General features: G+C 63.0%; 22 protein-coding genes. 15 read left to right on the top strand and 7 right to left on the bottom strand.

Going from position 1 to position 26,745, the window contains the following annotated elements; translation table 11 throughout:
* Window positions 1-259: 259 nt before the first annotated feature.
* Window positions 260-1,006 (bottom strand): hypothetical protein, encoded by a 747-nt coding sequence (locus tag ABDB84_RS17935; protein WP_345921148.1) that lies wholly within the window; start codon window positions 1,004-1,006, stop codon window positions 260-262.
* Between the two features lie 213 nt (window positions 1,007-1,219).
* On the opposite strand from ABDB84_RS17935, the gene ABDB84_RS17940 reads away from it, so the two are divergent.
* Window positions 1,220-1,567 (top strand): hypothetical protein, encoded by a 348-nt coding sequence (locus ABDB84_RS17940; protein ID WP_345921149.1) that lies wholly within the window; start codon window positions 1,220-1,222, stop codon window positions 1,565-1,567.
* A 201-nt stretch (window positions 1,568-1,768) separates the two neighbouring features.
* On the top strand, window positions 1,769-2,620 hold the full coding sequence (locus tag ABDB84_RS17945) for a delta-class carbonic anhydrase (RefSeq protein ID WP_345921150.1): 852 nt from the start codon (window positions 1,769-1,771) through the stop codon (window positions 2,618-2,620).
* A gap of 171 nt (window positions 2,621-2,791) precedes the next feature.
* Here the strand turns inward: ABDB84_RS17945 and trxC are convergent, their stop codons facing one another.
* On the bottom strand, window positions 2,792-3,214 hold the full coding sequence (trxC, locus tag ABDB84_RS17950; protein WP_345921151.1) for a thioredoxin TrxC: 423 nt from the start codon (window positions 3,212-3,214) through the stop codon (window positions 2,792-2,794).
* Between the two features lie 271 nt (window positions 3,215-3,485).
* Here trxC and ABDB84_RS17955 point away from each other — a divergent pair, with 271 nt between their 5' ends.
* The 8 genes from ABDB84_RS17955 to ABDB84_RS17990 all read left to right on the top strand — a co-directional run bounded on the left by ABDB84_RS17955 (window position 3,486) and on the right by ABDB84_RS17990 (window position 14,831).
* A complete protein-coding gene (locus tag ABDB84_RS17955; protein ID WP_345921152.1) occupies window positions 3,486-4,436 on the top strand; it encodes a glycosyltransferase family protein in 951 nt (316 codons plus the stop codon).
* A gap of 211 nt (window positions 4,437-4,647) precedes the next feature.
* Window positions 4,648-5,685 (top strand): hypothetical protein, encoded by a 1,038-nt coding sequence (locus ABDB84_RS17960; protein ID WP_345921153.1) that lies wholly within the window; start codon window positions 4,648-4,650, stop codon window positions 5,683-5,685.
* 99 nt (window positions 5,686-5,784) lie between these two features.
* The gene (locus ABDB84_RS17965) at window positions 5,785-6,786 is read left to right on the top strand and encodes a patatin-like phospholipase family protein (protein ID WP_345921154.1); all 1,002 of its coding nucleotides are present in this window, start codon (window positions 5,785-5,787) and stop codon (window positions 6,784-6,786) included.
* Between the two features lie 132 nt (window positions 6,787-6,918).
* Complete coding sequence (locus ABDB84_RS17970; RefSeq protein ID WP_345921177.1) at window positions 6,919-7,944, top strand: alpha/beta hydrolase fold domain-containing protein; 1,026 nt, start codon at window positions 6,919-6,921, stop codon at window positions 7,942-7,944.
* 118 nt (window positions 7,945-8,062) lie between these two features.
* Window positions 8,063-9,214 (top strand): L-threonine dehydrogenase, encoded by a 1,152-nt coding sequence (gene yiaY / locus ABDB84_RS17975; protein WP_345921155.1) that lies wholly within the window; start codon window positions 8,063-8,065, stop codon window positions 9,212-9,214.
* Window positions 9,215-9,528: 314 nt separating this feature from the next.
* Window positions 9,529-11,955, top strand: a complete 2,427-nt coding sequence (locus ABDB84_RS17980) for a penicillin-binding protein 1A (RefSeq protein ID WP_345921156.1) — start codon at window positions 9,529-9,531, stop codon at window positions 11,953-11,955.
* A gap of 205 nt (window positions 11,956-12,160) precedes the next feature.
* Window positions 12,161-12,799, top strand: coding sequence for an RpiB/LacA/LacB family sugar-phosphate isomerase (locus ABDB84_RS17985; protein ID WP_345921157.1), 639 nt, complete (start codon window positions 12,161-12,163; stop codon window positions 12,797-12,799).
* Window positions 12,800-13,160: 361 nt separating this feature from the next.
* Complete coding sequence (locus ABDB84_RS17990) at window positions 13,161-14,831, top strand: acid phosphatase (RefSeq protein ID WP_345921158.1); 1,671 nt, start codon at window positions 13,161-13,163, stop codon at window positions 14,829-14,831.
* A gap of 67 nt (window positions 14,832-14,898) precedes the next feature.
* On the opposite strand, the gene ABDB84_RS17995 is transcribed toward ABDB84_RS17990, so the two are convergent.
* From ABDB84_RS17995 to fucP, 4 genes are all read right to left on the bottom strand, one after another.
* Window positions 14,899-16,521, bottom strand: coding sequence for a methyl-accepting chemotaxis protein (locus ABDB84_RS17995; protein ID WP_345921159.1), 1,623 nt, complete (start codon window positions 16,519-16,521; stop codon window positions 14,899-14,901).
* Between the two features lie 142 nt (window positions 16,522-16,663).
* Complete coding sequence (locus ABDB84_RS18000) at window positions 16,664-17,935, bottom strand: right-handed parallel beta-helix repeat-containing protein (RefSeq protein ID WP_345921160.1); 1,272 nt, start codon at window positions 17,933-17,935, stop codon at window positions 16,664-16,666.
* A gap of 157 nt (window positions 17,936-18,092) precedes the next feature.
* Window positions 18,093-19,388, bottom strand: coding sequence for a right-handed parallel beta-helix repeat-containing protein (locus tag ABDB84_RS18005; RefSeq protein WP_345921161.1), 1,296 nt, complete (start codon window positions 19,386-19,388; stop codon window positions 18,093-18,095).
* A 165-nt stretch (window positions 19,389-19,553) separates the two neighbouring features.
* Complete coding sequence (gene fucP / locus ABDB84_RS18010; protein WP_345921162.1) at window positions 19,554-20,825, bottom strand: L-fucose:H+ symporter permease; 1,272 nt, start codon at window positions 20,823-20,825, stop codon at window positions 19,554-19,556.
* A 221-nt stretch (window positions 20,826-21,046) separates the two neighbouring features.
* Here fucP and ABDB84_RS18015 point away from each other — a divergent pair, with 221 nt between their 5' ends.
* The 5 genes from ABDB84_RS18015 to ABDB84_RS18035 all read left to right on the top strand — a co-directional run bounded on the left by ABDB84_RS18015 (window position 21,047) and on the right by ABDB84_RS18035 (window position 25,193).
* Complete coding sequence (locus tag ABDB84_RS18015) at window positions 21,047-21,760, top strand: rhamnogalacturonan acetylesterase (RefSeq protein WP_345921163.1); 714 nt, start codon at window positions 21,047-21,049, stop codon at window positions 21,758-21,760.
* Between the two features lie 63 nt (window positions 21,761-21,823).
* Window positions 21,824-22,210: a YkgJ family cysteine cluster protein gene (locus ABDB84_RS18020; protein ID WP_345921164.1), complete on the top strand. Its 387-nt coding sequence runs from the start codon at window positions 21,824-21,826 to the stop codon at window positions 22,208-22,210.
* A 415-nt stretch (window positions 22,211-22,625) separates the two neighbouring features.
* Window positions 22,626-23,243: a glutathione S-transferase family protein gene (locus ABDB84_RS18025; RefSeq protein ID WP_345921165.1), complete on the top strand. Its 618-nt coding sequence runs from the start codon at window positions 22,626-22,628 to the stop codon at window positions 23,241-23,243.
* A 113-nt stretch (window positions 23,244-23,356) separates the two neighbouring features.
* Window positions 23,357-23,926: a hypothetical protein gene (locus ABDB84_RS18030; protein WP_345921166.1), complete on the top strand. Its 570-nt coding sequence runs from the start codon at window positions 23,357-23,359 to the stop codon at window positions 23,924-23,926.
* A gap of 64 nt (window positions 23,927-23,990) precedes the next feature.
* Window positions 23,991-25,193, top strand: coding sequence for an MFS transporter (locus ABDB84_RS18035; protein WP_345921167.1), 1,203 nt, complete (start codon window positions 23,991-23,993; stop codon window positions 25,191-25,193).
* 12 nt (window positions 25,194-25,205) lie between these two features.
* On the opposite strand, the gene ABDB84_RS18040 is transcribed toward ABDB84_RS18035, so the two are convergent.
* Window positions 25,206-26,741: a DHA2 family efflux MFS transporter permease subunit gene (locus ABDB84_RS18040; RefSeq protein ID WP_345921168.1), complete on the bottom strand. Its 1,536-nt coding sequence runs from the start codon at window positions 26,739-26,741 to the stop codon at window positions 25,206-25,208.
* Window positions 26,742-26,745 lie beyond the last annotated feature (4 nt).

The raw sequence follows: 26,745 nt of genomic DNA on the forward strand, positions 1-26,745 counted from the left end.
AAACCAAGAAGCCCCCATCACTAAGGCGCACACTTTCATTAACGAAGCGCCCGACAAAACCATCTCATTTAAAACTCGAATAACTCATCGCCACTCTACTATTCAAGATGAAAATCATGACTATTGTTCTTGATCGCAGCAATACAATCTCTACCTATGCACAACCTATCTCCGCACATCAAATAGACTTTATCCCCACGATCTCGCAACACGATTTACGTAGATCGGCTCAGCATCATCTGGCATACCTTGCATTCACTCACTCCGTGTCGTCTGAGTAACTTAAAATTACCAACCCCATACTATCTCGCCTCATCACTTGTACCTGTTTCTGCTCCGGCAAATAAATCGCCAGCTGACTGTCCGAACTCTCGATCAAAAAACCTTTCAACTCAGGCTGTCCATCGCGCCGGAAGACAATGCAACGCTGTTTGAGCGCGCTGATTTCGCAGCCTTTGCTGTACTGCGTAACTTCGGTATTACCGGTCTTGTCCCCTGCCTCTTTACCTAGTTGCGCGGGCAGGTACAGCAAAGCAGCAAACAGCAAGGGGCTATACAGAACAAATACGCAAATGAGCGAGACATAAGAGGAGCCGAAGCCAAACGTCAGCAACCAACGTGGCAAACGCTTCAGCCAGGTGCGCAATATGCGCTTGGGCACATCTTCTTTGTTGTGCAACACGAGCATCACGGCAACGAAACCGACGATTCCCCAAAGCGCCAACATCCACCAGTTGGTTTTGAGGTAGAGGTATATGCTTATGATGGCGCCGACGATGACGTCGTACCCCGTCATCAAGACCCACTCAACAGGCTTGGGAAAGAGATCGGCTTCCAGCCCCCAGGCGGCGATGCGTGCTTCGTGATAGCGGGAGCCGGCCACGTGCAGGGCCAGGCCGCCGATGGTGATGAGGAAGGCGCTCCACTTGAGCAAGGCGTCCCAGGAGAAGGAGGACGCGGCGGCCTGAGGCTCGGCCTGATGCGGCGCATCCGCAGCACTGCTCATCTACCCTTCTCCCCTTTCAGCAAACCTTGGCTGGATGCTGGGGATTCTATGCTGCTGGCGTGGAGCGGCCTGCGACTTGGGTCAGATTAGGCGAGTTATGCCCTTTAGTACGTAGTTCGCGATGATTTATCGGCACAGCAAGAGCGAACCCACTCTACGCAAGGCCGGGCGACAATAGGCATTCGCTCAAACCTCTGTCGCCGGAGATTCTTCATGCGTGTATCCCTGAGGGCCGAGCGATTCACCGTTGGCATACAGCCGATATCCGTTTGGCTTGCTGGTGACCCACGTCGTCGCTACTTCCTGCCCGTTGGCATTTTTTTCTTCACGGTGAATTATCTTGAACGCTCACGCGATCTGCTGGTGCGGCATGTCGCCTTGCTGCGTGACGTGGTCCGACAGGTGCGCGCTGCGCGCGCCTTCGAGATCGTCGCATGGGTGGTGATGCCGGATCACTCGACTCTTGAGACCAATCTTCCGCCCGGTGATACGGACACCCCAGAACGCTGGCGCCCCATCAAACTGCTGCGGGAATTCGGTGCAATGCCATTCGGCTATTGAACCCTATAGTCCGGCGAACAGATACGGGTCTCTATGTACGCATGAATAGCGGAGCGATTAGGGGCTACTTTAGGGTAGCAAGCCCCGCTTTCTGGACCTACATTAATCTGCGCAATACAAGGTTTTTGCTATCCGTCGACGCATTGACTAACAGCGTGATGGTCGCGAAATTGATCGCGCGCCGTTCAACAGGAGAATCTCATGAAAAAAAGCCTAAGCTTCCTTGTGCTACTGTCGGCCTTCACCGGAACCGCCCAATCCAGCACCGAGTCGCCTGACTCGGCCGCCGCCGCGATAGCAGCTCAGGAGCTGGCGTTAGAACGGAATACCGCTGACAAGGGTTTCGGGCCGCAGTCACCACGTGATCTGGCGAAAAAGAAGGGGGAAAACAAGCGATATTTCTCGCCCGCACCGGCATACCAGAATATGAACCTGTGCAATATTCATTTCCATACGAACGCAGAGCACAAAGGCGGCGACTTCACCACGTTTGCAGGATACGGCGATGGCCATGGCTCCCATACGGGTTATCGCTACAACGGAAAACTCAGTGCCGCAGAATCCAAGCCCCTCGCCGAGGAGGTCTGCAAAAGCGAGCACGGGGGTTTGCAAGCAGGAGACACCATTGAGCTTCACTACGTACATAGTTCAGCCATGGTCACGCCAGGCCCGACGCTGAACTCCTGCCTCAGTGAGGCGGACAGCAATCCACAGCTCAGGGTGGAGGCGCAAGTCCTGGTTCTGGTCAATAACCCCAAGGCCGTCGACTTCAACAAACTGGCAGCGGTTGGCCAAGTCAATGGCTTTTATCAGGCCCTCCATATTCCCAAAGCCACGGGAAAACCGATCCAGTATGCGGGCTCAACAACGGGGCCTGCATACAATGAAAAGGGGTCGCCCCTGCAAGTCTCCTGGAGTGTTCGCCCCCGCGTTCTGAAAGTCAGTGCCGAATCGCTTGCCAAGTGGTGTGGCGAGAACGTCTTCAAGGAAGATCATGCTCACGGCGTCCGAAACCTGGTCCGCAATGTCAAACTGCTATCGCCTATGAAGTGATACCTGGGGAGCGCGAAACAGTGTCGTTCGAGCGAGAGGGGCGTGCCCCTTTCGCTAAACAAAGCCCACTGAGAGCGATACACAACGGGGTCCCAAGGCTGCAATAACGCGTAAGCCAGGTTCTCGTGGCGATCCCGCTGGCTTGTCGCGACGCGCCGAACCCCACCACCCTCAAACCCCCGCCTCCACCCAAGCCACAATCTGCGCGGACTGCACCGCCCCCGGCTGGCGCTTGATCTCCTGGCCACCGCGCAGCAGGAGCAAGGTCGGCAGGCTGCGGATGGCGTAGCGGGCGGCGGCTTGCGGGTTGTTGTCGCTGTTGATCTTGGCGAACAGGGCGCGGCCCTTGAAGCGCGCGGCGGCGGCTTCGAAGTGCGGCGCCATCATCTTGCAGGGGCCGCACCAGGCGGCCCAGAAGTCGATGACGATGGGCAATTCGGTGCGGCTGATGACGCGCTCGAAATTGCTGTCCGTCAGCTCCACGGGATGACCATCGAGCAGCGGTGTTTTGCACTGCGCGCAGACCGGATCGCTGCCGGCACGGTCGGGCGGGACGCGGTTGGTGGTTTGGCAGTGGGTGCAGACGATGAGCATGGAGACTCCGGTCGGGCGGTGCGCAGGGGCACATGTACAGGTGAAGTTTGTGCCGGGAGGCCGCCATTTCAAGCGCTGCACACAATTCCATCCGCAACGATGCCCGACTCGCCGCGCAGACAATGCACAATGCAAACGCCCATGAAATGAGGCCATAACATGCGGCGCTCAGTATTGCCCGCCGGAATTCATGCAGGCACAATGCCAAAGGACTAAATCAGTCAGGCGTCGTAATTCAGCGAATCAAGACAGACGAGCTTGTTGAGCGATAATGAACGTACTCCTTCTCAGTCATCAACTCGATTACTCAGGCGCGCCGATTGCCCTCCTCCGGCTGGCCGAGGCTTTGATCGGGCAGGGGCATCGCGTTTCGCTGCTTTCCAAGCAAGACGGCCCCTTGGGTATCGAATTCGTAAAGTGCGGAGTACAGGCGACGGACTCCAATCTGGCCCAATACGATCTGTACTTTGCCAATACCTTTCTCATGGTCCCGCTAGCGCTTGAACTGGCACCGAGCGAGGACAAGATCCTTGCCTGGATCCATGAGTCGCGGGCCTTTTTCCGCCTGTACGGTCGTGACGAAACCCAATACGGGCTCTCGCGCCTGAAGCGTGCGCTATTCCCTTCGAAATTCCAGATCGAGGAATACCGGACGCTGATGCCTGATTGCGAGTTACGCCAGTTGCGCAATCAGGTGTCGATGACCGGTATTCAGCGCAGCAACTCCTTCGCCGACTTTTTCGCTGTCAGTGGCGCCTGGGAACCGAGAAAAAACCAGGCGGGCCTGTTAAAGCTGATCGACAGCGCCGGCCTGGATATAAAGCTCAATTTCATTGGCACAGGCAAGCCGCCGAGTATCCCCTGCGCCCAGCATCATTACTTTGGCCAGGTTTCTGCGCTTGAGGCAAAGCGCATTATTGCCGGCTCATGTGGTTTGATCAGCGCAGCCATCAATGAAACCCAGAATCTCGCCGCGATTGAATCCATTCTGGTGGGTCATCCCGTGCTGTTAAGCAGCATCCCTGCGCATCAGGAGTTGCAAGAACTCATCCCCAGTGTCGTCTTGTTCGATGCGACAGATGCAGCCTCATTCGCTGAGGGCTTCGCGAGCGTGACGCGCCTGAAAAGCGATTCCGCGCATCTTGATGAGGGCCGCGACCAGGCCGAGCGGTACTTCGGCAAAGCAGCCTTCTCTGAAGCCCTGAGCCCGTTGATCAACTGAGTCGATAATTGCACCTTGCGTGGCGTGCCCCGGTCTGTACGCGGAATGAGTGCGTGCCAAGGCATCGCCCGATTGGCCACCCGCGCCTTATTTCGCCCAGTTTTATACTTTGCGGCGAAGGACAAGCGTTCAGGCTGAGTCCGGATAACAAGATCATCGACATTGCGGGGCCCAACACGCGCCTGTCGCATAACACCAGCGGGGAATACGCATGAGCGAAGCGGCGGACAAGGATTTTTTCGAGGCCATGGTGGCCTTGTCGTTGTGGCGCAATACGCATCCGGACAAGAAGATCGAGGCGGAGCCGGCCGAGATCATGGAGAAGCGGCGCATCGTGATGGTTCGCCTGTCGTCGCTGCAGGAAGGGGATGTCGATCCGTGGATGGGGCAGCGGGTCGAGATCCTGATCCGCAAGAGCAGCCGCTACATCGTCTATCTCGATGACAAGCTGGAGATCCAGTGGTGGTGGACGCAGCGCCTCTCCAGCGAGGAGGGGATGAGCGTGATCCAGGCCAACATCATGCGCCTGAGCTGCGCCAGCAATTTCCTGCTCGATGCGCAGAGCGAGCTGCTCAAGGCGCCCTTCCCCAAGCTGCGCGTGTTGCTGCGCTGGCTGCCCTGGTTCCGGCGCATGAACGAGGCGCAGCAGACGGCCAGCGTTGCACGCGCACGCGACAGCGCGCGGCGCATCCGCATGCTGATCGCTGAGTCGATGGCGATGGTGCTCAACGGCGTGAGCCGCGCCGAGTGCGAGAAGGTGCAGGCGATGGCCGAGGATCAGATCCTCATCGCCAAGGACCAGCTGTGTCGCCCGGTTTTCTTCTGGTGGTTCATCTATGTGCTGTGCCTGCTCGGTCTGGCCAGTCTCGCCAGCCACTGGCTGGACAGCGTCTGCCCAGCGCTGACGGGCATCTCGCCGTGGTTGCAGGCGGCGCTGGCGGGCGCGTTTGGCGCCTTGCTGTCGGTGACGACGCGCACGCGATCGCTGCGCCTGGAGCCGGAGTCGGGCAAGCGCGGCTTGCGCATGGAGGCGGTCAGCCGCCTGCTGATCGGCGTGGGTGCCGGCATCCTGGTGCATCTGGCCTTCGAGGCCGAGATCATCCTCAAAGGCGCGCTGAGCAGCACGCCCAGCATCGCCAACGCGGCGCATGCCTTCCTGTGCATTGCTTCGGGCTGGAGCGAGAAGATCCTTCCCTCGCTGCTGGGCCGGGCGGAATCTTTCGTCAGCAGCGAAGCGGCGGAGAAATAGCCACCGGCCTTGCCCGGGCGGGCAGTGGCCAAGCACACAGCGGCGTGTCAGGCTGGCTGCGACACGCTCCGCCGGAGCGACGCAGACAGGAGACTGAACATGGCACGCAGGGCATTGGTGATCAGCGGTGGTGCGCCCAACGCAACCTTGGTGGGGGGCGCGCTGGAGGCCTTCGCCGAACTGGGCCTGGAGTTCGATGTGGTGAGCATGTCCGGCGCGGGTGCGCTGCTCGGGCTGATGTATCTGGCACCACGCAATGGCGAGCCCATCGCAACCCTGCGCGGCCTGACCGAGCTGGGCATTGCCGACGCGATCTATGAGCGTTTTCCGGTCAATTACAAGGTGTTCAACAAGCCCGGTGAGCTGGCAGACGTCTATCGCCAGATGCTTGCCGGCAATCCCTTGCTGCAGCGGGTGATGGCGCAGCCGGCGCAAGACCCGCTGAGCCAGCTGGCCAAGGACGGCTTGTCGCTGTGGCTGGCCAGCTGGTGCCCGAGCAGCCTCACGCCGAGTTCGACCGGGCTCTGCGCGCACGTGCCCTTTGCCGAGGAGATCATCGACTTCGCGCAGATCGCCCACGTCAGTCCGGCGCTCTATCTCAATGCCTACAACCTCAGCCAGCGGCGGATGGAGAACTTCGACAAACACGCGCTGAATACGCAGCACCTGCAGGCGGCGCTGTCCTTCCCCTTCCTCTATCCGCCGACGCAGATCGGCGAGGACCTCTACATCGAAGGGGCGGCGCTGGACTGCCTCAACTTCAAGGGCCTGATGGAAAACCACCCTGAGCTGGAGGAGATCGTGGTGTTCGATCTGCTTGGCGCAGAGCGCCTGCTGCGCGCACCGCGTGATCTTTATGATGCCTGGGTGATGTCTATCCTCACCCCGCTGGTGGAGATCGCGCGCGACGACGTCAAACTGTTCGAGCAGGTGCACATGCCCAACTACCCGCAGCTCAAACCGCTGTTCAAGGTGCCGCTGGTGGAATCGGTGCCGGAACAGTTCCTCCCCGATGTCTTTGACTGGTCGCGCAGTAATCTTGAACGCCTGTACACGATGGGTTACGCGACGGCCCGCCGCTACGCCGAGGAACATCTGTGAGCCGCTCGCCTTGACGCAAAGCCAAGCCCGCGCCACCAAACAGTGCGAGGATCTGCAGCTGCGCCGGGAACCAAAGCGGATCGCCCGCATCACACAGCGCACTGTCGTGGTTTCATGAGGAAAGTCTTGCATATGTTGCGAAAGCTGTTGGTGGCCAGCCTGGGTATGGCGGCCTTGCAAACCGGTTGGGCGGCCAGTGATCCCCGCTCGCTGATGGGCTACACCGAGGGCGCACAGGTGATTCGCGTGCCGGTCGAGACGGGCCAGGTCGATGTGCTCAATGGCGTGATCTACGCGCAGTGGAAAAGCACCCGCTCGGTACGCCAGATGCAGATGTCCCTGCTGGTGCCGCGCACCAACGACCTGAAGCCTGCCATCGTGTACTTCCCGGGCGGCGGCTTCACCAGCGCCGAGCACGACAAATACATCGAGATGCGCATGGCGCTGGCACAAGCGGGCTTCGTGGTGGCCGCCTGCGAATACCGCACGGTGCCCAACACCTTCCCGGCACCGCTGCAAGACGCCAAGGCCGCCGTGCGCTACCTGCGCGAGCATGCGCAGGAATACGGCATCGACCCGCAACGCATCGGCGCACTGGGCGATTCGGCCGGCGGCTACGTCGCCCAGCTGCTGGGCACCACGGGCGAAGAGCGGCGCTTCGACAAGGGCAGCTTCCTCGACAAATCTTCTGCCGTGCAAGCGGTGGTAACGCTCTACGGCATCTCGGATCTGCGCAACATCGGCGCCGGCCTGCCCGAACGCCTGCAGAAGGTGCATGAATCCCCCGCCGTCACCGAAGCCCTGCTACTCAACGGCCCAGCCTTCGCCAGCTTTGCCGGTGCCTCGGTGCAGTCGGCACCTGAGAAGGCACTGGATGCCAGCTCGATGGGGCATCTGCAGGGCAAGAAGCCGCCCTTCCTGATCTTCCACGGCAGCGCTGACACGCATGTCTCGCCAGTGCAAAGCGCGCAGCTCTACGCCGGGCTGATCGCCGGTGGCAACCAGGCCAGCTATGTGCTGGTGGAAGGCGCCAACCACGGCGATCTGAGCTGGTTCCAGAAACCTATCATCGAGCGCGTCGTGCTCTGGTACCGCGAGGTACTGGGCGCGCCTCTCAAGAAGGCAGGCAAAGCCGCCGACGACAAGGCCAATCTCTGACACAAGGCCGCCCACGTGCCCGGGCGTGGGCGGCAAAGCAAGGCTCCATGCGCTGAATCAAAGTTTGCGGCAATGCCGCATCTAGATTGGAAGTACAGCACGTGAAAGGAGTCCCGAGATGAGCAGCAATACGTTTTTCATTCCCAGCGTCAACCTCATGGGCCAGGGCTGCCTGCAGGATGCAGTCAGTCAGATCGCTGCCTACGGCTGGCGCAAGGCCCTGATCGTCACCGACGCACCTCTGGTGCGCACCGGCATGGTCGGCCGCATTGTGGAAATGCTGGGCGAGCACGGCGTCAGCGCGGTCGTCTTCGATGAAGTCAAACCCAATCCGAATGTCGCCAATGTGCGCGCCGGCCTCGCCCTGCTGCAGCAATCGGCCTGCGACTGCGTAATCTCGCTCGGCGGCGGCTCGCCGCACGACTGCGCCAAGGGCATTGCCCTGGTCGCCACCAATGGCGGCGAGATCAGCGATTACGAAGGCCTCGACAAATCGGCCAAGCCGCAGCTGCCGCTGGTCGCCATCAACACCACCGCCGGCACCGCCAGCGAGATGACGCGCTTCTGCATCATCACCGACGACACGCGCCACGTGAAAATGGCCATCGTCGACAAGCATGTGACGCCGATCCTCTCGGTCAACGACGCCGCGCTGATGGCCGGCATGCCGGCCGCATTGACTGCCGCCACCGGCATGGATGCGCTGACCCACGCCGTCGAAGCCTATGTGTCGACTGCCGCCACGCCGATCACCGATGCCTGCGCCCTGCAGGCGATGCGCCTGATCAGCCGCTACCTGCGCAGCGCCGTGCACAACGGCCAGGACATGCAGGCGCGCGAACAGATGGCTTATGCGCAGTTTCTCGCCGGCATGGCGTTCAACAACGCTTCGCTCGGTTATGTCCATGCGATGGCGCACCAGCTTGGCGGCTTTTACGATCTGCCGCACGGTGTCTGCAATGCCATCCTGCTGCCGCACGTACAAGCCTTCAACGCCCGCGTGGCCGCTGCGCGCTTGGGCGATGTAGCGCAGGCGATGGGCGAGGAAGTCAGCGCTCTGGCGCCCGCCCAGGCGGCCGAGCGGGCCTTGCAGGCGATCCGCAATCTGTCGCGCGATGTCGGTATTCCCGGCGGCGTTGCGCAGCTGGGTGCCAAGGCCGAAGACATACCGGTGCTGGCGCGCAACGCGATGAAGGACGCCTGCGGCCTGACCAATCCGGTGCAGCCGAATTTCGAGGAAGTCTGCGCGATCTTCAGCGCCGCCTTATAGGTCAGCGCCGCCTGCTGCGTGCGCCGCGCAGCAGGCCCCTGACACCGCCCGCCCACACGGCGCAACACCGTTCAGTTAGGCTATGTGCATGTTGATGCGCTGGCTTTTGACACAAAGGACGCAAAGGAAAAGCAAAGGTCCACAAGGAAAACGATTTTGGGGTTTCCTTTGTGGACCTTCTGTCTTTCTTTGCGTCCTTTGCGTCGAAAATTCATCGCCCCAAAACTGAATATGTCTTCACTGAACGGCGTTAGCCCACAAGGCGGGCTTTTTCATGTTCAATGGCGATCCGTTCATCTCCAGCCTGCCCTCGCGTGTCTGAGCCTCGCTTCTCCTTGCGCCCGCTGGCGGATCGCGCCCGCAGCTTCCTGCAGCGCCCCGGCCGGCAAAAGTGGTGGGCGCTGCTGGCCGTCCCGCCGGCCCTGCTGCTGCTCTGGGTGTTGCTGCTGATCCCTTTCACGCCGGGTATTTCGGACATCCGCAAGGCGCACGAAGAAACGCCGGCCCAGGTACTCTCCAGCGACGGCCAGCTCATCGCCAGCTTCAAGCGCGGCAACCGCGACTGGATCAAGCTCGAAGACATCTCGCCACGCGTCATCGAGGCCCTGATCGCCACCGAAGACCGGCGCTTCTACGCGCACCACGGCATCGACTTCTGGCGCATGGCCGGCGCCGCGCTGGCCACCGCACGCGGCAATACCCAGGGCGGCTCGACCATCACCCAGCAGCTGGCGCGCAATCTGTTCCCCGAGGAGATCGGCCGCGAGCAGAACATCTCGCGCAAGATCAAGGAGGCGATCACCGCACTGAAGATCGAGGCGCTCTACTCCAAGCAGCAGATCCTCGAGGCCTACCTCAATACCGTGCCCTTTCTCTACAATGCCTATGGCATCGACATGGCGGCACGCACCTATTTCGGCAAGCCGGCACGCTCGCTCGATCAGCTGGAGAGCGCAACCCTGATCGGCATGCTCAAGGGCACCAGCTATTACAACCCGGTGCTCAATCCGGAACGCGCACGTGCGCGGCGCAACGTTGTGCTCGCACTGATGGCGCAGCAGGGCCAGCTGACGCCGGCGCGCTACCGGGCGCTCGCCCAGCGCCCGCTGCAGCTGGACTTCGAACGCCAGAGCGCCGAGACCGGCCCGGCACCGCACTTCACGCAGCAGCTCAAGCACTGGCTGATCGAGTGGGCCGACCGCAATGACTATGACATCTACACCGACGGCCTGGTGGTGCGCACCACGCTCGACTCGCGCCTGCAGAGTTTTGCCGTGCATGCGGTCGAACAGCAGGGACGCCAGTTGCAGGCCATTGCCGAAGGCGCCTGGGCGGGCCAGTGGCGGGCCGGCAATCGCGTCGTCGAAGCGCTGTTGCGCGAGAGCCCGGAATACGCAGCGGCCACCGCCGCCGGCCAGAGCCCGGCAGCGGCGATCAAGCAGCTGTTGCGCGATCCGGCCTTCATGCGCCGCCTGCGCGAGAACAAGATCCGCCAACAGCTCGGCTTCCTCGCCATCGACCCGCGCAGCGGCGCGATCCGCGCCTGGGTCGGCAGTCGCGACTTTGCCAGCGACGCCTACGACCATGTGCGCCAGGCGCGGCGCCAGCCCGGCTCGACCTTCAAACCCTTCGTCTATGGTGCCGCCTTTGAGCAAGGCGCCAAGGCGGACGACACCTTCATCGACGCGCCGGTGGAAATCCCCCTTGGCGGCGGTGAAATCTGGCGCCCCAACGATGCGACGCCGCCGAGCATGGAGCCGATGACGCTCAGCGCCGGGCTGGCGCTGTCGCGCAACCGCATCACCGCGCAAGTCATGCAGCAAGTCGGGCCGGCGCGCGTGGCGCGGCTGGCGCGGGCGATGGGCGTGCGCGAGAGCAAGCTGGAGGAAGTCCCCTCGCTGGCCCTGGGCACCAGCCCGGTAACGCTCTACGAGATGGTCAGCGCCTACGCCAGCATTGCCAACGGTGGCCGCTACATCGCGCCGGCCATGGTGGCGCGCATCGAGGATCGTCACGGCAAGCTGCTCGAAGAATTCCGCCCAGCCAGCGAGCAAGAGGCCCTGTCGCCGCGCGCTGCCGATACCCTGCTCGACGCCATGCGCGGGGTAATCGACCGCGGCACCGGCAGCGCCATCCGCTACCGCTTCGGGCTGCGCGGCGACTACGCCGGCAAGACCGGCACCACGCAGGACAATACCGATGGCTGGTTCATCCTCATGCATCCGCAGCTGGTGGCGGGCGCCTGGGCGGGCTTCAACGATGCGCGCATTACCCTGCGCAGCGATTACTGGGGCCAGGGCGCGCACAGCGCGCTGCCGGTGGTCGGCGATTTCTTCGTGCGCGCCCAGCGTGCGCACCTGATCGACCCGGCGCAGCGCTTTGCCAAGGCCGAAGGCGAGAGCCTGATCGACCGCCTGCGCGCACGCCTGTTGTCATTCTTCGGTGACGATGCCGCATCCGCGCCGGTGGCGGTGCCCGCGCCGCCTCGCCCGCAGAGTGCACCGGTCGCGGCGAGTGTGCCAGCGGCGGCGAGCGAAGCCGCAGAGGTGCAGGAGTCGATGCCGGTCGCGATCTTCCCTGCCACCTCTGCCCCGCTGCCGGCGGCCTCCCCACCAGCGGCCAGCAGCAGCCCGGCGGCGAGCGGCAGCGCGCCACTGGCGGCGCGACCACCCGCGCAAGCCTCGGCGGTGTTGCCCGCCCCCGCCGTGGCGCCGCCCGCCAGCCCCAGCGCACCGCTCTGAGCGCCGGCTGCGGCTTGATTCGCCGCAAGGCAAAGGCGAACGGCAGCACAAGGCATTTGCATTTGTGTCAGCCGGGGTTTACCCTCGCGAGTTCCCGCCGTACGCGTCAGCGTCGCCCGCCCACATGCCGGGTCTGCGACGCACGACACAGCAAGGCCATTCACCCACAACCGACGCCTCGCGTCGATTTGAAAAGGAAGCTCCCATGAAAATCGCTCTCATCAATGAGAACAGCCAAGCGGCCAAGAACGAAATCATCTTCAACGCGCTGAAGACCGTTGCCGAGCCCCTGGGCCACACCGTGTTCAACTACGGCATGTTTGGCGCTGAAGATCCGGCATCGCTGACCTACGTGCAAAACGGCATCCTGGCCGCCATCCTGCTGAACTCCAAGGCGGCTGACTTCGTCGTCACCGGCTGCGGCACGGGCATGGGCGCCATGCTGGCGCTGAACTCCTTCCCGGGCGTGTTCTGCGGTCTGATCATCGACCCGACCGACGCTTTCCTGTTCGGCCAGATCAACGACGGCAACGCCATCTCGATGCCCTACGCCAAGGGTTTCGGCTGGGCTGCTGAACTGAACCTGCAAGACGTGTACCGCAAGCTGTTCGACGGCGAGCGTGGCCTGGGCTACCCGAAGGAACGCGCTGCCATCATGGCCAAGAACCGCGGCATCCTGAAGGATGTGAAGGCTTCGACGACCAAGGATCTGGTCAGCGGCCTCAAGGGTCTGGATCAAGACCTGGTCAAGGGCGCCATCGCCGGTGCGAAGTTCCAGGAATACTTCTTCGCCAACAGCCAAGACGAAGCGATCACCGCTTACGTCAAGAGCCTGGTGCTGTAATTTGGCCCTCTGAGTTCATCGCAACTCAGACACGCTGAACGCTGAAAAGCCCGGATCACGGTAAAACGTGATCCGGGCTTTTTCTTTGCCTGTGCCTGCCGCACCATGGAGCTTGATCCTGCGCAGCGCGCTGTATCCGGTCATGTCGATAAGGTCGGCGCAGATGGCCGCAGCACTTGTGCGACGGACTCAAAACGCGACGCTTTCACCCCTGATCAGGAACTCACGTAAATCCGCCCCCCATGTCACACAAGCATCGTTTTAGCGGCTCATGCTTTACATTGAGTGCCCAGCCGTACTCAGCCCCACCCAACACCTTGCAGCACCGCCTGACCTTATCTTGTAACGAGAGCGAAGAACCATGACTCAAGACCCCAAGCCCGAACAGCCCGATCAAACCGCCACTGACGAACCCAGCCAACCCTCGCGCCGCCGCCTGTTCGGCAATCTCGCTGCGCTGGGCGTGGCGGGATCACTTCCCACGCTGAGCGAAGCGGCCAGCCAGCCGGGCCACGCCGCCAAGGGCGGCACGCTGGACGAGCGCCTGCGCGCCCGCATCAAGCATGTCGTCGTCATCTACCTGGAAAACCGCAGCTTCAACAATCTGTTTGCCGATTTCCCCGGTGTGCAGCGCCCGATGTCACAGCTGTCGACGCTGCAATACGGCCAGCTCGACCGCAACGGTCAGCCGCTGGCCACCCTGCCGAAGATCTGGGCCGGGCTGGTGCCCAGTTCCCAGACCCTCGGCGGCAAGACTTACCAGATCGGCGAGGCGAAGATCAGCGGCCTGCCCAATGCGCCGTTTGCCCTCAAGGATGCCGAGGGCGAACTCCTGCCGGAGACGGTGATTACCCGCGATCTGGTGCACGCCTTCTACCAGAACCAGATGCAGATCAATGGCGGCAAGAACGATGGCTTCGTCGCCTGGGGCGACTCCGGCGCGCTGGTGATGGGCTACTACGCGGAGACGCGCAAGAACCTGAACCTCTGGCAGATCGCCCAGCAATACACGCTGTGCGACAACTTCTTCATGGCGGCTTTCGGCGGCTCCTGGCTCAACCACCAGTTCCTGATCGCCGGGCGCACACCGGTCTATCCGGATGCGGCCAATAGCGTTGCCAAACGCAAGATCGCCGTGCTGAGCGACGGGCCGCAGGGCACGACCCTGGCCGTGGCGCCGGATTCGCCTGCTTCAGCGCTGGATGGCCCGCCGAAGTTCGTCAATGCCGGCGCGATCACGCCCGACAACTTTGCCGTCAACACCATGGCGCCGCCCTATCAACCGAGCTTCGTGCGCCCGCCGCTGGACGGCGACAAACGTCTGGCCGACCCGAGCGATCCCTCGGTGCTGCCGCCGCAGGATTACGCCACCATCGGCGATCTGCTGTCGGCCAAGAAGGTCTCCTGGGCCTGGTACGGTGGTGGCTGGCAGGCTGCGCTGGATGGGCGTGGTGGCGCAGGCTCGCCCAACTTCCAGTATCACCACCAGCCCTTCAACTACTTCAAGCAGTTTGCGCCGGGCAGCGCCGCGCGTGCCGAGCATCTGCGCGATGGCGGTCTGGGCGACGGGCCGATCTCCAATTATTTCATCGCCGACATCATCGCCGGCAAGCTGCCGGCGGTGACTTTCTACAAGCCCCAAGGCAACCTCAATATGCACGCCGGGTATTCCGACGTTTCCTCGGGCGACCAGCACGTGGCCAATATCCTCGCCCACTTGCAGAAGAGCCCGCAGTGGAAGGACACCGTGGTGTTCATCACCTTCGACGAGAACGGTGGCTGGTGGGATCACGTCGCACCGCCGCCGGGCGACCGCTGGGGTCCGGGCTCGCGCATCCCGGCCATCGTCGTCTCGCCGTATGCGCGCAAGGCTCATGTGGATCACACCTTCTACGACACCACCTCGATCCTGCGCTTCATCACCCGCCTGCACGGTCTGCCCTTGCTCGAAGGCCTCGCCGAACGCAATGCGGCCTGCAAGGCACGCGGCACGCCGCCGCCAGCCGACCTGACCGCCACCCTGGCACTGTGAGCCGCAGATGAAAAACGGGCCGCGATGCAAGCATCGCGGCCCGTTTGCTGGGTACCTGCGCAATCGCTCAGAGCTGGTAGGTGTGCACGATCTTCTGCATCGAAGCCGCCAGAGCATCGAGCTCGCGTGCGGTGACGGCACTATTGCTGGCCGCGTGATTACTCACCTCGGCCATCTGCGCAATGCGCTCGACCTGCTGGGCAATGCTGTTGCTGGCTGCGCTCTGTTCGCGGATGGCGGCGGTAATCTCGCCAACCATGCTCACCGCCTTGCCGCTGGTACCGCTGATGCTGTCGATGGCGCGGCTGGCGTCTTCAGCGCGCGACACACCTTCGGTCACGCGATCGACCGCCACATCCATGCTGCGCACCGCTTCCTTGGCGCCATTGCGCACCCCCTCGATGATGCCGGTGATCTGGCGCGTGGAGTTGGAGGTACGTTCAGCCAGCTTGCGAACCTCGTCAGCCACCACGGCGAAGCCGCGACCTTGCTCGCCGGCACGTGCCGCTTCGATGGCGGCATTGAGCGCCAGCAGATTGGTCTGATCGGCCACTTCGCGGATCACCGCAACCACCGCCGAAATCTTGTCGCTCTCGGCCTCCACATCGTGAATGCGCTCGCTGGTGCTGTGCACCGTGCTGGCAATCTCGTTGATGTCCTTGACCGTCTCGCCAATGATCTGGCTGCCGTCGTGGGCCAGCTGGCCCGAGCGCTGCGAGAGCTGATCGGCCTCGGCCGCGCGGTCGCCGATATGGCTGATGCTCACCGTCATCTCTTCGATGGCAGCGGCCATGCCCGAAGCGGATTCACTCTGCAGGCCCGAGGCATGGGCCACTTCATGCGCGGTATCGGCCATCTGGCGCGATTTCGCGGCGACCTCGGTGGCGCTCTGGCCGATCTGGCGCAGCGCCGTGTGCATGCTCTCGATCAGGCGATTGAGGCTCTGCCCCATCAGGCTCAGCTCGTCATGGCCACTGACCGGCACCCGCACGCGGAAATCGCGATCCCGTTCGACGCGCTGCACCGCGTCCTGCACCCCACTGAGGGTGCGGCGGATCTGCAGGACCAGCATGCCGCCGAAACCGGCGATGGCGGCAATGCCGATGATGATCACCGACAGCGAAATGATGTAGGCACGGCGCGCATCGCCTTCTGCCTCCACGCGGGTCGCATCGAGGCTGGCGATCAGGTAGTCGTAATGCTTGTTGAGCAGGGTGCCCAGATCGCTGGAGGCCTTGATCACGTTGCTGATCCGCTTCTGCGCTTCGGGGTCATCGGGAATGTTCTGCCGGTTCTGCTCGACGGCGGGGGCCAGGCTTGCTTCGAACAGCTTGATCGATTCCTTATCAGCCTGCAGCATGGCCAGATCCTGCGGGTCTGTGGTCAGCGCTTCGTACTTGGCCACCTCTTCCCACAGCACCTTCATGCTCTTGGCCATTGCGGTCTCGATCTTGTCCATGCTCGCAAAGGAGCCGGCCAGGGCGTGATTGAGGATGTGCACGCGGACGCGCAGCGACTGACCGATGACCCGGTGCAGGGAATTGACCTGCTGCACGCTGACGGTCTGCGCCTTGCGCATTTCGCCGGCCATGGTATGGGTGGCGTAGATGCCGACCAGGCCGACGCTTAAAGCCACCACTGCAGAGAGCACGATGATCAGGATCAGACGAAAGGCGATAGTGGTTTTCATGATTCCGGCAACTCAAGAGTGATAGTTCGGGTTTACGACTAGACAACGAACTGCTTGAGAAACAAATAGCCACTATGTTCGATCTTTAGCAAAAAGCTTGTCGCCGGACAAACGCTGCACCGTTATGGACCAGCGACAGCGCCTATTCGCGCTCGAAGGCCCCGAGATCCGGCGCACTGCCACGGTACGGCAGCCCTGCCGGCACGCCGGCATTGATCAGCCGGCTGCTCGGCGCGAGGCGGAACAGCTCCAGCGCCGGCAGGCTGCCGTCGGGCAGACGTGGGCGCGTCGCCTGGCGCAGATCGAGGCTGAGGAAATCGGCCGCGCTGAGCGACAGGCCTGCATCCCAGGAATTGGCGCGCGCATCCGCATTGGCGATGCTGTCCGGCTCCTCGCCCGCCAGCGAGATATTGTTGCGGAAGAAGTGGCGCTCGCCGGCCGACAGTGAGGTGCCGAAGCCGTAGTTGATGCCGTTGCGGAAGGCCGTGTTGTTGATCAGGCTGACGCCGCCAACGTTATTGTTCTGGTCAAAACCCTTGTGTGCATTGCCGAAGGCGATGGAGTTACTGATCCGGTTGCGCTCCAGCTTGTAGTTGCCACCGAGCTTGAAGCCATTGCCATTGCCGGCAAAGCCGCCGCGCTGCCAGTAATCGATGCCGTTGCGAAAGCTCCAGCTGTGCTCGATGACTACCGCTTCGGCACTGTCGTAGGTGTCCCAGCCGTCGTCGGAGTTCTCCCAGGCGCGGCAGCCATAGAAGTAATTGCCCGGCCCCTGCGCCTGCTTGGAGGCAAAACCGTCGGCCATGCTGCCGTTTTTCTTCGGGTCGTAGTTTCGATAGGCGTCGGAATTGATCACCCGCGTGTAAGCGCCACCCTTGTTGATCTCCAGACCGCTGTTGCGGTTCTCGTAAAACGCGCAGTTCTCGAAGGTATTGTGCGCCCCAGTGACATACACGCCCTGATAGCCGGCGCGCGTAATGCCGATGCCCTTGAAATACCAGTAACTGCCGCTGAGCAGGAAGCCGAAGGAGTCCTGCACCCAGGCTTGCTCGGGGAAGGAGAAGTCGATCACCGCGCGCCCGCACTGCGCCGCCACCATGTAGATCGGCGCATCGGCACGACCGGACTTGGCCAGCACGATGGTGTTCCGCGCGCCAGCGGTGTAGGGCACGCTGTAGGTGCCCGGCTGCAGCAGGATCATCTCGCCCGCCCCGACCCGCTCCAGCGCATCGCGCAAGGGCATCGGTGCGGCAAAACTGCGGCCATCGCCGCCGGCTGGCGCTGCCGGCGTGACGTAATAGACCTTGCTGGCGCTGACTACGCTGGTTTCACTGTCACACGCGGCACTCTCTGCCATCGCACGCGCCGATCCCAGCAAGACCAGCATCAGAACGACCCACCACCTGCCCACCATCACAACTCCTCGAACACATTGCAGCGCCGAGCTTAGCAGGCGCAGGTAAAACAGAGCCTGTGTGCAGGCAAGGCGCTGACAAAAAGAAAAACGCACGCCGGATCAGGGCGTGCGTCGGTTTGGCGTGCGGCACCCGCTGCCGGGCGCGCTGCGCGGCTTACTTCAGCTCGAAGGGGCCCAGATCCGGCGCGGAACCCTTGTAGGCGATCCCGACATTCACGCCCTTGTCGACCATCTTGCTGGACGAGGAGAGACGGAACAGATTGGTCGTCGGCAGCGAACCATCGGCATTGCGTGCAGCCGTTGCCAGACTGGTGTCAAGACTGGCGAAATCGGAACTGCTGGCTGCCAGGCCGGTGTTCCAGCTGTTGTTGCTCGCTGTCGCGTTGGCGATGCTGTCTGCGCTTGTTCCCGACAAGGAGATGTTGTTCTTGAACACGTGCTTCTCGCCCGAGCTCACCGCTTGACCAAAACCGAAGTTGATCTTGTTCTTGTAGCCGATGTTGTTGTACAGCGTATTGCCGCCGACATTGCTGTTCTGGTCAAAACCCTTGAGGGCGTTGCCGAAGGCAATCGACTGCTTGACGATGTTGCGCTCCAGCGCCGGCTTGTCGGTCGCCGGGTCCAGGCCACCGAGCTTGAAGCCATTGCCATTGCCGACAAAGGCGCTGTCGTTCCACAGGTTCTTGCCGTTGTTGAAGGCCCAGCTTTGCTCGATGGTGATCGGCTCCTTGCTACCGAAAGTATCCCAGCCATCATCGGAATTTTCCCAGGCGCGGCAGCCGTAAAAATAATTACCGGCCCCCTGTTCTTGCTTGGACGCGAAGCCGTCCGCCATGCCGCCATGTTTCTTCGGGTCGTAGTTGTGATAGGAGTCGACGTTGATGATGCTGTTATAGGCACCGCCCTTGTTGATCTCCAGCCCCGTATTGCGGTTGTCATGGAACGAGGACTTCTCGATGGTGTTGTGCGAACCGGTGATGTAGATGCCGTGATAGCCGGCACGCGTCACCTCGATGCCCTTGAAGTACCAGTAGCTGCCGGTCAAGGAGAAGCCGAAGGAATCCTGCAGCCAGGTCCCGGTGGGAAACTGGAAGTCGATCTTGGCGGTGCCGCAGTTGGCCGCCACCAGATAGATGTTGGCGCTGGAGGTACCCGACTTGCTCAGCACGATGGTGTTTTTGGCACCTGCGGTGTACTTGATGTTGTAGGTGCCCGGCTGCAGCAGAACCATCTGGCCGGCCGCCACTTTGGACAGCGCAGCGCTGAAGCTCATCGGTGCCGAAAAGCTGGTGCCGGCGCCGCTATCGCTGCCCGAAGGTGTGACGTAATAAACCTTGGATGCGCTGAGATTGCTGGTCTCGGTACCACAACCACTGATCGTGGGTGCCGCCTGGGCCGTGGCAACGCACATCACGGCGGCCAAGCCGCCGATGCATAGCTTGTTGATCATCTTGTCTCCTTGTGTTTTTTTGTGTGCTGCAGCACGTGGGAATGCGCTGCATGCTGTTCCTGCGTCGCAGAACAGGCGCCTGCTGACGGACCCGATGCTATCACCGCCGTCATCACCGCTCAGCGGCTGCGCCACGGTTTCGTGACGCAGCCCACACTTTCACGCTCAGCGCGGCCGCGAACCGGCCAGACCGTACCAGGCGATGTAGAGGAAACACACGGCGGGAATGACAAATGAAGGTAGCAGACCCAGGTTGTCGGCCCCCCAGCCCTGCAGCACCGGCATGATGGCGCCGCCCACAATCGCCATGCATAGCAGGCCCGAACCTTCGCTGGTGAATTTGCCGAGCTTGGCCAGCGCGAGCGAGAAAATGGTCGGGAACATGATCGAGTTGAACAGCCCGATGGAGAGCATCGCCCACATCGCAAAGTGTCCCTGCACCAGCACCGCCAGGCCCAGCAGCAGGATGTTGATCAGCGCATTGCAGGCCAGCAGGCGGCTTGGCGCGATCTTCTGCATCAAGGCGCTACCGACGAAGCGGCCGATCATCGCGCAGCCCCAATACACCGACAGATAGCGCCCGGCCACATCGGCGGACAAACCCGCCACCGTGGGCAAGCCCATCACACTGACCAGCAGGCTGCCAATCGATACCTCGGCACCGACATAGGCAAAGATGCCCAGCGCGCCGAGCACCAGATGCGGGTAATGCCAGACCCCGGCACGCGCCGGCAGCGCGTCATGGCCGGCCTCACCGGCTTCAGCCTCGACACGCGGCAGACGGAACACGGCGATGAACACGGCAATCGCTGCCAGCACGGCCGCCAGCAGCAGATAGGGATGCTGCACCGCGTTGATCTGCGCCTGCGCGTAGAGCGCCAGATCCTGCGGCGCGAGCGCCTGCAGCTCGGGTGCTGACTTCACCGCCACGGCCAGGATGAAGGTGGCGCCCAGCGCCGGGCCGAGCGTGGTGCCCAGCGAGTTGAAGGCCTGGGTCAGATTGAGGCGGCTGGAAGCCGTCTCCGGCGAGCCCAGCGCAGTGACGAAGGGATTGGCCGCCACCTGCAGGAAGGTGATGCCGCTGGCGAGCACGAAGAGCGCCGCCAGGAACAAGGGATAAGATTGATACCCCGCCGCCGGGTAGAACAGCAGACAGCCGGCCGTGGCGATCAACAAGCCGAGCAGGATGCCGCCCTTGTAGCCGAGCTTCTCGACGACGAAGCCGGCCGGGAAAGACATCACGAAATAGGCCATGAAGAAGCAGAACTGCACCAGCATGGCCTGCAGATAGCTCAGCGTGAACAAGGCCTTGAGGTGCGGGATGAGAATGTCATTGAGAGAAGTGATCAGCCCCCACATGAAGAACAGCGAGGTCAGCGCAATCAGCGCGCTACGGTGATTGCCCTGCACCTGCGCAGGCTTGCCTGGTGTTGCCATGAATCCGCTCCTGAACGCCGCCACCGTAAGAGGCGGCGGCCGAGGGCGCAGCTTGCCACGCGCGGGCGGCAACAACCATACCCATTCCTGTATATCGGCTCGCTTGTGCTCAATCAGCAAAGAGCAATGCAGATCAGGCTGCGTGTCACACCTGCTGCTACGCTGCGGCCAGAGGTTTGCGCACAGACCGGCAAACCGCCCCCCAATGCCGGAGTCACCCCATGAAATTCCGCCACCTGCTGCTGGTGCTGAGCCTCTTTGCCCAACCTGTGTTGGCCGAGACCGTATTCCTGATCGGCGACTCCACCGTCGCCAACTTCTCGCCGCCTGACCCGCGCAATGGCTGGGGCCAGGTCATCGCGCCGTATTTCACGCCGGAGGTCACGCTGCGCAACTTCGCACTGTCCGGGCGCAGCTCGAAGAGCTTCTTCAACGAAGGTGCCTGGGCGCCGGTGGCGGCCGCCATCCAGCCCGGCGACTATGTGTTCATCCAGTTCGGTCACAACGATGAAAAGCGCGACGCCGAGCGCGGCACCGATCCGTTTGCCGGTTACCAGGAATACCTGTCGCGCTACATCGACGACACCCTCAAGGCCGGCGGCATTCCGGTCCTGGTGACGCCGGTCGAACGCGGCGGCATGAAGAAGAACAGCGGCCCCGGCTCGCACGGCCGCTATCCGGAAGCAATGCTTGAACTGGCCAGCAAGCGCGGTGTGCTGAGCATCGACCTCACCGCACTGAGTGCCGCGCACTTCGAGAAAATCGGCCGCAGCGCGACGATCAAGCTGTTCATCGCCTCGATTGACGGCAAGGACGACACGCACTTCACGCCGGCCGGCGCCAAGGAGATTGCACAGCTGGTCGCGCAAGCCATTCGCGGCCTCGACACGCCGCTGGCCAAGCAGGTGCTGGAAGCGCCGCGCAGCGCGCCCTGATTCCAGCCGGCCCTGCCCACAAGGGGCTTGCACTCGCGACGCGCATTCATAAAATGCCGCCCCATGAGCAGCGAGGACTTCGACAATCCATGCATCCGCTGCGGCGCCTGCTGCAGCCACTTCCGCGTCTCGTTCTACTGGGGCGAGGCGGACGACGCCCCCGGCGGCTGCGTGCCGGCCGCCCTCACCACCCAGGTCACGCCGCACTTGCGCGCCATGTGCGGCACCCATCCGCATGCCGTGCGCTGCGTTGCGCTGGAAGGTGAGCTGGGGCGCGAAGTGCGCTGCAGCATCTACGCCCAGCGCCCGTCGCCCTGCCACGACTTTGCTGCCTGGGAACTGGACGGCTCCCCCAACGAAGCCTGCACCCGCGCCCGCGCCGCCCATGGTCTGCCGCCGCTGCCGGCGATCCGCGCTGGCGCCAGCGATGCCGAGCGCTGTGTGGGTTAGCTGAGGAGCTAGGGGCTAGGGGCTAGGGCAGCCCCCTGCACCTTGTGGCGCGGATGCAGCTAAGCGGAATTCGGGATGTTTTTGGGCTTCAAATGCTCCGGATTCTAGGGCGTGTTCACACTCATCCGGCGGATTGCGTTGAAGTGCAGAGCTTGCCAGACAAGGCGTGCGACACAGTGCAGGGTGGCCCCCTGCACAAGGAGCGCAACGCAGTATGGCGAGCCCTGTACTTCAACCCTCCGGGCGGGTACTGAATTGGCCGCAGCACAGCGTTGCAGCTCCTCCTCAGGGGGCCACCCTGACAGCGTCGCTGCGCCTTGTTCTGCGTCCAATTCAGTACCCGCGCAACCGTCGCGTGAATGTGAACACGCCCTAGCACCACTATACTGTGGCCTCCGCCTACGAGAGTCCGCCCATGCTTACCCTGTTCTACGCCCCTGGCACCTGCTCGCTCGCCTCGCACATCGCACTGGAAATGGCCGGCGCCGACTACGCCGCGCAGCGCATCGATTTCTCGCAGAACGAGCAGCGCAGCGAGGCCTTTCTGGCCATCAACCCCAAGGGCCGCGTGCCGGCCCTGCGCACGCCGCAAGGGGTGATCAGCGAAACACCGGCGATCCTGTTCTACATCGCCCAAAGCTTTCCCGCAGCCCGGCTGGCGCCGCTGGACGACGCCTTTGCGCTGGCCCAGCTGCAATCCTTCAACAGCTATATCTGCTCGACCCTGCACGTGGCGCACGCGCACAAATTCCGTGGCAGCCGCTGGGCCGACGATCCTGCCGCCATCGAGGCCATGCGCCAGAAAGTGCCGGAAACCGTGGGCGCGGCCTTCGACCTGATCGAACAAGACCTGCTGCGCGGCCCCTGGGTGCTGGGCGAGCCGCTGAGCATTGGCGACGCCTACCTGTTCACCGTGGCGCAATGGATGGAAGGCGATGGCCTGGACATGGCGCGCTATCCGCGCGTCCTCGATCACCGCAAGCGCATGGCCGCCTTGCCCGCCGTGCAGAAGGTGCTGGCGGCGGCGCAGTAAGGCACGCGCTGCGTAATCAGCAGGTGATCGTGAACGGGGCGCGGCGCCTTGGCCCAAGGTGAGCGCCCGAGGCTGGCGATATACTCGCGTCATCTGCCCTCAAGCTTCGTTGCATGATCAACCAACGCCTGCTCTCCCTGCTGCTGGCCATCCTCACGATGCTGGGCGCGGGCCTCGCCATCCGTTTTGTGTTGTACATCGACAAGCCGGCGCCGGTGCAGGCCGAGCGTGTGCCGCCGATGCCCCAGGCGCCGCCTGCGCCATTGCCCGAGGCCAAGCCGGAAGCCCGCCCGGCGCCGCTGACCGAGACGCCGGGCAGCCTTCACAAATGCATCGCCGCCAATGGCCAGGTGTCCTATACCGACCAGGCCTGCAAGGCCAAGGAAGTGGCGCGCCCCGTCGCCCCGCTCCCTGATTCCGCCGGGCTGCGCCCGCAGCGCAGCTATCAGGAGCAGCTGGCCGAGCGGCCGAGCCACACGCCCGAGACCGACACGCCACGCCGCGGCGGAGCAATCGCCCAGCCCGGACCCACGTCACGCGATGAATGCCAAAGCCTGGATCTGGCGATCGTGCAGATCGATGCGAACCTGCGCCGCCTGCACGGCCCGCAGGAGGGCGACTTCTGGACCGAACGCCGGCGCCAGGCCACGCAACGCAAATACGATCTGCATTGCGGCTATTGAGCAAACTCAGCCAGGCAGACGCAATCGCCGCCTTGCCGGCAGAGCCGCCCGGTACAATGGGCCGATGCAGCTCTCACGCAACCAGATTCAAACCCTCTCCCTCATCGCGGTTTCCATCCTTGCCAATATCACCCTGAGTGGTGGCCGGGTCGCGGCGTCCCTTTTTGTACTCCGGCATGGCGGTTCGGCGGCGCTGGCGGGCATTGCCTACAGCACTTACAGCCTGATCCCGGCGATCCTGTCACTGCTGATCGGGCGCTGGATCGATCATGTCGGCCCGCGCCGCGTGATGCGCAGCAGTCAGGCGGCGATGATCATCGGCCTGCTCGCCCCGGCCCTGTTGCCAAGCATCAGCACGGTGTTCCTGTGCGCCCTGGTGTGCGGTTTCGGCTTTGCCGGCTACCTGCTGGCGGCCAATGTGGCGGTAAGCATGATGCCCTTCGCGCATCCGGGTGAGCGCGTCGGCATGCTCGGCTGGCTGGCCATGGGCGGCTCGGCCGCTGGCGCTTTCGGGCCGATGGTGGTCGGCTTCGCGATCGACCGTGGCGGCTTTGCGGCGGCCTATGCAGCGATGGCGGTGATTGTTGGCGCCAGTCTGCTGCTGTCCTTCTGTGTCGATGTACCGGGCGGCGTGGGTGGCATGGTCAAGGCGCCCGGCAAGGGTGGCAGCAGCGTGGTGCGCGATGTGTTCTCCAATCCGCGTCTGCTGCGCATCTACCTGCTGGCGATGGTGGTGTCGATGGGGTACGACGGCTTTGCCTTCATGACCCCGGTGCTGGGCGAGGAGCGCGGCTTTTCAGCGACGACCATCGGCATGATCATGTCCTGCTTCGCGGCCGGCACCTTCTGCATGGGCGCACTGCTGCCCTGGCTGTCACGTCATCTGACGGAATGGCGGATGATGACGATTGCCTTCGGCACCACGGCCGCCGTGTTCATGTTGCTGCCACTGGCCTACAGCGGCTATCTGCAAGGCGCACTGGGCTTCGTGTTCGGCTTTGCGGCGGGTGCCGGTCAGCCCAATATTCTCAGCCTGATCTACCGGGCCATGCCCGACAAGGCTGGCGAAGGCGCCGGCCTGCGTTCGATGATGGGGAATACGGTCGGCATGACGGCGCCCTCGGTGTATGGCGCCGTCGCCGGCTTGTTCGGTGCCGTGCCGGTGTTCATCGGCGTCGGCTGCGTGGCGGCGATTGCCAGCTGGCAATCGCATCTGGGCTGGAAAAGCCGCGCCCGCCTGACGGCTTCCGCCGCCAGTGAGCGCTGAACCCGGCGGCGCTCAGTGCGCCGCCGAGGCATCCACCGCACGGGTGGCGCGCGGGCCGATCCAGATGCTGCAGGCCGCCACGAACAAGATCACCGCGATGATCATGAAGATCTGGTTGGTCGCCAGCATCACGCTCTGCCCGGTCGCCAACTGATCCAGCGAACTGAGCTGGGCCAGACTCGCATTGCCCATGCCGACGATATCGACCTGATTGAGCGGATTCATGGCAGTCACGATGTCGGCATGATTGCTCTGGATGCGGTCTTCCCAGGAGGCCGTCGCCAGCGAGGTCGCAAATGCGCCGGCCAGGGTCCGCAGGAAGTTCATCAGCCCGGCGGCCGAGGCGGTTTCGCGCTCCTCCACGCTACCCAGCGCCTGACCGGTCAGCGGCACGAAGAAGAACGGCAGCCCGACCCCCATCACCAGCAAGGGCAGCGCAATCTGCCAGTAGGTCATGTCGCTGGTGCCAAAAGCGCGCCACAAACTGACACCCGCCAACCACGACACACCGGCAAAGACCAAGGCGCGCGAATCGATCTTGGTCGACAGAATCGCCGCAAAAGGCGCGCAGAGCACCGCCAGCACGCCGCTCCAGGCCGTGGTCATGCCGGCCCAGGTGGCGGTATAGCCCATGTACTGCTGTAGCCACATCGGCGTCAGCACGTTCAGACCGAAGAAGGCGCCAAACGCCAGCACCAGGGTGAACACGCCGGTGGAGTAGCCTGCGTGGCGGAACACGCGCAGATCGACGATGGGATGCTCCTCGGTCAGCTCCCAGATCATGAAGGCCACAAAACCAATGGCCGCGATGATCGACAGCGCAATGATGATCGGCGAGGAGAACCAGTCCAGATTCTTGCCTTCATCGAGCATGATCTGCAGCGCGCCCACCCAGATCACCAGCAAGCCCAGGCCCACGGTGTCGATCGGCGTCTTCTCCAGCGCCGACTCGTAGCGCTTGAGCAGGCCCCAGGCAAACCAGGCGCAGATCAGCGCAATCGGCACATTGATGAAGAAGATCCACGACCAGTGCGCCTGATCACAGATGACGCCGCCCACAATCGGGCCGAGCACCGGTGCCACCAGGGTCGTCATCGCCCACAAAGCGGTTGCCAGAGCGGCTTTGTCCTTGGGGAAGATACGCAGCAACAAGGTCTGCGACAGTGGCATCAGCGGGCCTCCGGAAAGACCTTGCAGCACCCGCCCAGCCACCAGCACGCCCAGCGAATTGGACAGCCCGCAGAGCATCGAGGAGATGCCGAACAAGGCCATCGACGAGACGAACACGCGCACCGCACCGTAACGCCCGGCCAGCCAGCCAGTGAGCGGCACGGTGATGGCTTCGGCCACCGCGTAGGAGGTGATGACCCAGGTGCCCTGGCTACTGGTCACCCCCAGCGCGCCAGCGATGGTGGCGACCGAGACATTGGCGATGGTCATGTCCAGCACGGCAATGAAGTTCGCCAGCGCCAGCACCAGGGCGGCGATGAACAGCATGCCGCCGCGCAGCGGCTGTTCGCCATTGGGAAGAAGCGATTGCGTGGGCATGGTG

The sequence above is a fragment of the Uliginosibacterium sediminicola genome, from assembly GCF_039631295.1.
GTDB lineage: Bacteria > Pseudomonadota > Gammaproteobacteria > Burkholderiales > Rhodocyclaceae > Viridibacterium > Viridibacterium sediminicola.